The organism is Bacillus sp. AFS037270 (assembly GCF_002585305.1).
Map to the genome: position 1 here is coordinate 40,638 of NZ_NUNF01000055.1, position 6,688 is coordinate 47,325.

At 39.9% G+C, this 6,688-nt stretch carries 8 protein-coding genes and 1 other RNA gene; 5 read left to right on the forward strand and 4 right to left on the reverse strand.

The genetic code is table 11. From position 1 onward, the window contains the following. The first annotated feature begins 108 nt into the window (after positions 1–108). Together ytrH and ytrI are read left to right on the forward strand one after the other, a co-directional pair. The gene (ytrH, locus tag COD92_RS24160) at positions 109–447 is read left to right on the forward strand and encodes a sporulation membrane protein YtrH (protein ID WP_098532796.1); all 339 of its coding nucleotides are present in this window, start codon (positions 109–111) and stop codon (positions 445–447) included. Beyond that, positions 444–944, forward strand: a complete 501-nt coding sequence (gene ytrI, locus COD92_RS24165; RefSeq protein WP_098532798.1) for a sporulation membrane protein YtrI — start codon at positions 444–446, stop codon at positions 942–944. The genes ytrH and ytrI overlap by 4 nt, the downstream gene beginning before the upstream one ends. 158 nt (positions 945–1,102) lie before the next feature. Here ytrI and COD92_RS24170 read toward each other — a convergent pair whose 3' ends face one another. Next, positions 1,103–2,047: a DHH family phosphoesterase gene (locus COD92_RS24170; protein WP_098532800.1), complete on the reverse strand. Its 945-nt coding sequence runs from the start codon at positions 2,045–2,047 to the stop codon at positions 1,103–1,105. 90 nt (positions 2,048–2,137) lie between these two features. On the opposite strand from COD92_RS24170, the gene COD92_RS24175 reads away from it, so the two are divergent. After that, positions 2,138–2,449 (forward strand): YtpI family protein, encoded by a 312-nt coding sequence (locus tag COD92_RS24175; RefSeq protein WP_098532802.1) that lies wholly within the window; start codon positions 2,138–2,140, stop codon positions 2,447–2,449. A 47-nt stretch (positions 2,450–2,496) separates the two neighbouring features. Here COD92_RS24175 and COD92_RS24180 read toward each other — a convergent pair whose 3' ends face one another. From COD92_RS24180 to COD92_RS24190, 3 genes are all read right to left on the reverse strand, one after another. After that, entirely contained in the window at positions 2,497–3,816 is a 1,320-nt protein-coding gene (locus COD92_RS24180; protein ID WP_098532804.1) for a CBS domain-containing protein, read from the reverse strand. Positions 3,817–3,991: 175 nt separating this feature from the next. Further along, positions 3,992–4,228 carry a hypothetical protein gene (locus COD92_RS24185; RefSeq protein WP_098532806.1) on the reverse strand — a complete coding sequence of 79 codons (237 nt, stop codon included), beginning with the start codon at positions 4,226–4,228 and terminating at the stop codon, positions 3,992–3,994. Between the two features lie 79 nt (positions 4,229–4,307). Then, positions 4,308–4,988 carry a metal-dependent hydrolase gene (locus tag COD92_RS24190; RefSeq protein ID WP_098532808.1) on the reverse strand — a complete coding sequence of 227 codons (681 nt, stop codon included), beginning with the start codon at positions 4,986–4,988 and terminating at the stop codon, positions 4,308–4,310. Positions 4,989–5,169: 181 nt separating this feature from the next. Here COD92_RS24190 and COD92_RS24195 point away from each other — a divergent pair, with 181 nt between their 5' ends. Further along, a complete protein-coding gene (locus COD92_RS24195) occupies positions 5,170–6,267 on the forward strand; it encodes a M24 family metallopeptidase (RefSeq protein WP_098532810.1) in 1,098 nt (365 codons plus the stop codon). Between the two features lie 52 nt (positions 6,268–6,319). Further along, a non-coding RNA gene (ssrS, locus tag COD92_RS24200) (6S RNA) lies at positions 6,320–6,515 on the forward strand. Positions 6,516–6,688 lie beyond the last annotated feature (173 nt).

Here is a 6,688-nt window from a genome sequence, read left to right on the forward strand (position 1 = left end):
TTTAGAAAAGCGGAAGCGCCTTGAAAAGGTCTTATTTTTTTGCTAACTCATATTCCCAGACTCTTGTCCATATAAATGAATATAACAATATGTAAGGGCGGTTTGCTCATGAAAGAAATTGGTTTTTTTCCTGCTTTTATTGAGGGCTACTTTATAGCGCTAGGAGTCGTGCTTGGCGGTTCCTTAATTGGTGGAATTGCTTCATTCTTAACCGGGCAGCCCCCACTTACGACCGTCTACCGGTTATCCTCCGCACTCAGGATTTGGGCAATCGTTTCAGCGATTGGCGGAACATTTGATGCGGTATACACCTTTGAAAGAGGCTTATTCAATGCGGATACAAAAGATCTTTTCAAACAACTATTACTCATCCTTTCTGCCCTAGGCGGTGCACAGACAGGAGCTCTCATCATTAATTGGTTAACCCAGGAGCATATATCGTCATGAGGGTCCCGCAATTATACAAGAGACCCGGCTGGCAGCGTTTTTTTGCTGGAACAGCGGTTGGAGGAGCGATTAGCTGGTGTATCTTTCTATATATTTACGGTGTTTGGCAGGAAGAAAACACGGAGTTAATTCAAAAACAGCAGCAGGAGATTGTTGACTTAAATAATGAGAAAAAGATATGGCAGGATGAGTATAAGGAAATTAATCGACGTAAGATTGAACAGCTAACGGTTCAGAAAATTTATATTAAAATTACAAACGCCGAAAAATATAAGCTAGACTCGTTGAGTGTGCTTGAAACTGAAGATTCTGTTCATGATGACATCAGTATGATGCTTGCAAAAGATATTGACACGGTTTATAAAAGTAAAGACTTGATTAAAAAAATTATTGAAAATAAACAAGTAAAAATCAATGATAAACGATATAAATTAAAAGTGAAAGAAATGGTGATTTATACAAACTTAACTATCCAACTAGAAATTGATTTTGAATAAGAAAAGCGGAAGCGCCTTGATCAGGGGCGACAGGCATAAGACGAGCCGGCGAGAAGGCTGCTTTTTAGCCTTCTTGACGGATTGGCTTAGACCTAAGAGCCCCTAGGCGCTGCAGCTAGACAAACGGCCCTGAAAGCGGGCCGTTTTAGTTTAGCAGTCTATTTTGTATAGGCCTCGCAAACTTTCCCTAATTCATTAACGACTTGTTCCACTTCGTCCCATGAATAAATCGTTGCACCCGAAGCAAGTGGATGTCCTCCGCCGTTAAATTTCCTTGCGACCACATTAATAACAGGTCCCTTAGAACGGAGTCTTACTCGGATTTGTTTCTCTTCCTCTATGAAAAAGACCCACGCTTTGATGCCTTTTACATCCCCAAGTGTACCTACAAGCAAGGATGCTTCTGCAGGTCTTGCGTCATACTCTGTAAGTAATTCTTTCGTAATCATAACAGAAGCAACACCGTTTGGCTGTAGTTCAAAGTTTTGCAGGATATAACCTTGTAATTTAATGATCTTAGGATCTAATTCGTACATTCTGTCAAAAAGTTCAGTACGGGAAAAATTGTAATGAATTAATTCACCTGCATAAGCAAATGTTTTTTCAGTCGAGCTTGGAAATAAAAATCTTCCCGTGTCGCCAACAATTCCCGCAAACAATAGTCTTGCCGCTTCGTCATTCATTTTCAAGCCCAATTGTTTACCTTTTAGATAAAATTCATAAATCATTTCACTGCAGGAACTTGCGTTTGTATCGACCCATAGCAAGTCACCATAGGGCTCCATGTTTGGGTGATGATCAATTTTAATTAATTTATCGCCTAAATTGTAGCGGCGGTCATCAATTCTTTCCTGATTAGCTGTATCACAAACAATCACCAATGCCCCTTTATAAACCTCATCCTCAATCACATCAAGCCGGCGCAGGAAATTTAGAGTTGGCTCCTCCTGACCTACGGCAAAGATTTTTTTCTCCGGAAAGGATTCCTTTAAAATAGCTGTTAATCCGCCTTGTGAACCGTATGCATCGGGGTCTGGACGGACATGACGATGAACAATAATTGTTTCATATTGCTTAATCGCGTTTAAAATTTCTTCAATCATGAACACTGCTCCTTATGTACCAATTATGGCTTTTTTTTTCAATCCACGCTAAAATAATAGATGACTTCTAGAAATTTGGGGGATTGAATAATGTTTGTACTCGTTGTATTGATTGTCGTTTTATTTGCTTTCTACTTATTTTATAAAACAAAATACTTTAGAAGCAACCGTCAAGTTGAAAAGAAATGGCTTTCCGCAAAATCAAATATTGCTCTAGGCCTTTTTGTCTGCTTATTTGGCATTAATCATCTTTTCTTTATATCTGAGACTACCACATCATACATTATTGCATCCATCTTTACTATTTATGGTGCTTACTTCAGCTGGATTGGCTTCAAAAAATATAAGCACTATCTGCCCTTTGCTATCGAAGAGGCTAATAGTCTTGAAGCCCAAAAATAAGTTGAGCCGCTTCTTTTTTGAGAGAAGCGGCTTTCTTGTAAATAGTTTTAATTTCGATCAATTAACTGACACATCATCATCGCTTTGCCAACCAACACTCCATCATTAAAAACCTCGACATCCACTTTTCCAAATTTACGGCCCACTTCAAGTATTTTAGGGAAAATTTCCAAAGTACTCTCCATTTGAACCGGTTTTAGAAAGTAAATCGTCATATTTTCTACTACCAAATCACCTTTTTTATAGCTGCGCAAGACCCGATTTGCCGCGTCAGATACAATTGTGGTGAATACTCCGTAAGAAATGGTCCCAAGATGATTGGTCATCTGGGGAGTTACTACACAGGAGTAGACTTCTTCTCCTTTAGCTTTCCCTTGGACTAAGACCATTTGGTTAGTAATGATATCGTCTATTGTTTCACCAACCTGCGGCTGACGCTGATTCATTTGCAGTGCCTTTAATACATCTTGACGACTAATAATACCCTCAAGACGATTCGAATCATCGGTAACTGGCAGGACCTCAATCCCTTCCCAAACCATAGTATGAGCTGTTGAGGCGACACTTGTTTTTCCGTTCACCGTCATCGGATTTTTTGTCATGATTTTTTCAATCGGAGTATCTAATTCTTGGCCTAGTATATCTTTACTTGTGGCCATTCCTTGGATTTTCATGTTTTGATCGACAACAGGGTAGCGGCTATGAGTCGTTTTTTGATTTAACTCATGCCACTTGGACACTTTATCTGTTGTTTTGAGATAATAGGTTTCCTCAAGATGTGTTAAAATGTCTTCTACCAGGATGATTTCTTTTTTGATTAATTGGTCATAAATGGCCCGGTTTATCATCGTTGCTACCGTGAAGGTATCATAACTAGTTGAAATGACCGGCAATTCCAGTTTATCAGCAAGCTTTTTCACATGGTCTTCAGAATCAAATCCACCGGTAATTAAAACAGCCGCTCCCGCTTTTAAAGCAAGCTCATGTGCCTGTGTCCGGTTACCAACAATGAGAAGGTTGCCAGCTTCCGTGTAGCGCATCATGGCTTCTAGTTTCATGGCACCAATCACGAACTTATTAAGTGTTTTATGTAAACCGGTTCTTCCGCCCAACACCTGGCCGTCAACAATATTTACAACTTCTGCAAATGTCAGCTTTTCAATATTTTCTTTCTTTTTTCGCTCAATCCGAATCGTGCCGACCCGTTCGATCGTGCTGACATATCCTTTATTTTCAGCTTCTTTTATCGCTCTATAGGCTGTTCCTTCACTTACGGTCATCGCCTTGGCGATTTGCCGCACTGATATTTTTTCCCCTATCGGAAGTCCATCAATGTATTGCAAAATTTGTTCATGCTTAGTAGCCAAGACCTTCACCCTTTATTGTTTGAATTCCAATTCATCCAGTCTTAAACCGGAATTATGCCTATTTTTCATTATAAAGTGTTGAATGCCTTGATTCAATGCGGTTTCTCACAATTTATAAATAGGAAAGCGCCTTCTTTACAGGCGCTTTACGGATCTAATGCTAAATTTTAAAAAATTAATAGTAAGAACGGGACTTTTTCTTTAATCGTCCTGACTGCATTTTTCGGACTGTTTTCTTTGGACTATAGAGAAGTCCAGTTAGATTCCCTGCAATAACGATTAAAGCAAATGCCAGCCATGTTAAGGAAAATATCCCTGGTGCCCCGTCAAGGTTCACGGACAATCTGGGTACAGCAAAATAGAGCATAACCCCCGCAAGTAATAAGCAAAGTAAATATCGGTTCTTTTTCATATACATTTCCTCCTAAAAGACTGCTTGTTTCATTTTATGCTAGCGGAAGGAAAAAAAGTATGTGAAAACCTCTAAACAATCAAATTTCTATTGCCTCACCCGGTGCTAATACCAGCCCATTTTTATTGGAAAGCATTTCAATAAATTGATTAGGGTCTTGTTTAATTGGCGGGAAGGTATTGTAATGGATTGGAACCACTGTTTTAGCTCTTAACAGTTCGGCCGCATAGGCAGCATCCTCCGGACCCATTGTATAGTTATCACCTATTGGCAGGAAGGCAAGGTCGATTGGGTGACGCTCGCCAATTAATTTCATATCTGAGAAAAGAGCTGTATCCCCTGCGTGGTAGATGGTTTTCCCTTCACTCATAAAGAGTATTCCCGCCGGCATTCCGCAATAAATTATTTGATTATCATTTGTTGCATAGCTTGAACCATGGAAAGCCTGAGTCAGCTTTATTCTTCCAAACTCAAATTGATAGGATCCACCAATATGCATCCCATGAGTTTTTACTCCCTGCCAGCTTAAGAAGGTAGACAGCTCGTCCGTTGCCACCACAAGTGCATCATTCCTTTTGGCGAGCTCCACTGTATCCCCGACATGGTCATTATGGCCATGCGATAAAATGATTACATCGACTTTTACGTCTTCCGCCCTTAAATCGGTTAATGTGTTACCTGTAATAAACGGGTCAATAATAATATTTTTTCCTTGCGTGTTAATTTGAACAACTGAATGCCCATGATAAGATACTTTCATTCTTAACAACTCCTTTTTATAGTTCTTTTTATGTCTTCCATAAGAATTTAAGAATTCCTTCTTACTTTATACCCATAACCCTCTCTTTTTAGAGCATGATAAGTTTGGATAGTTTACATTTATCATTAATATTGTTACGCTCAGATTGGTTTTGATTTTAAGGTAAGGGGGTCCCCTAGTCATGAAACAACGATTAGTTAAGCTTCAAACTTGGATGAAGGAAAATGAAATTGAAGTCAGCTTTCTGACATCTTCAGAAAATGTCTTTTATTTAAGCGGCTATTATACCGATCCTCATGAGAGACTGTTGGCACTTGCTGTATTCCAGGAAGAGGAACCATTCTTGGTTTGCCCTTCAATGGAGGTGCACGATGCAAAACGTTCTGGCTGGGAGCATGATATCATCGGCTACAGCGACATTGAAAATCCGTGGGAAATGATTCTAAACTCGATTAATAAAAGAATCCAACATGTTTCGCAGGCTGCGATTGAAAAAGAACATATGAACGTTGAGCGCTACGAACGACTTTTAAACTTGTTTCCGCATGCTTCGTTCGTATCTGCAGAAGAAAAATTACGTATGCTTCGCATGATTAAAGATGCACAGGAATTAAAAATCATTGAAGAAGCTTGTACACTGGCTGATTACGCTGTTCAGTTCGGTGTTAGTGAAATAAAGGAAGGCAAAACAGAACTCGATGTGCTTAATGCATTGGAGTACGCCCTTAAACAAAAGGGTGTGACTGAAATGTCGTTTTCGACCATGGTTCTAACTGGGGCTAACGCAGCTTCTCCTCATGGTACACCAGGAGAAACAAAAATTAAGAAAGGCGATCTTGTCTTGTTTGATTTAGGGGTTGTGGTTGACCGTTATTGCTCTGATATTACGAGAACCGTTGCTTATGGAGAGATTAACGATAAGCAAAAGGAAATCTATGATACGGTCTTAAAAGCCCAACTCGCTGCGATAGACGCTAGTAAGCCTGGTGTCAGCGCTGCAGAAGTGGACCTTACTGCCCGGCGAATTATTTCAAATGCCGGATATGGAGAATTTTTCCCACATCGCTTAGGCCATGGTCTTGGGATTAGTGTCCATGAGTATCCTTCATTAACGGAGACAAACCCTTTAGTAATTGAAGAGGGAATGGTTTACACCATCGAACCGGGTATCTATGTACCAGAGGTTGCTGGCGTCCGAATTGAGGATGATGTGTTTATCACTGCGAATGGAGCAAAAATACTAACTAAGTTCCCAAAAGAACTGCAAATTATTAATTAAATTTGGGGCTTTTTTACATTGAACTTCACCAAGATTTAATGTATTATAACAATACAAGCTGCGTTGTACGTAATCATAATAAAGTTTTAACCTTTAAGCTGTAAAAGGGAGTTTAACTATCGAAGCCGAAATGACATGCCTCTGTCTATAAGACCTGGAGGACACGCAGGTACGCTTCTGAGAACACCCACTTTGAGGAGTGGTGGTTTAAAACTTTCTTATATCTCTACGGCAAATGCGGCTACATAATTTCTTTAAAAAACCAGCTTTCTTGTGAAGCTGGTTTTCCTATTTAGAAAAGCGCAAGCGCCTTGGTCAGCCCCGACAAGCACAAGACGAGCCGGCCGAAAGGTTTGCTTTTTAACCTTTTGGACGGATTGGCTGTAGACCATCGAGGGGCTAGGCGCTGGAGCTAGACAAT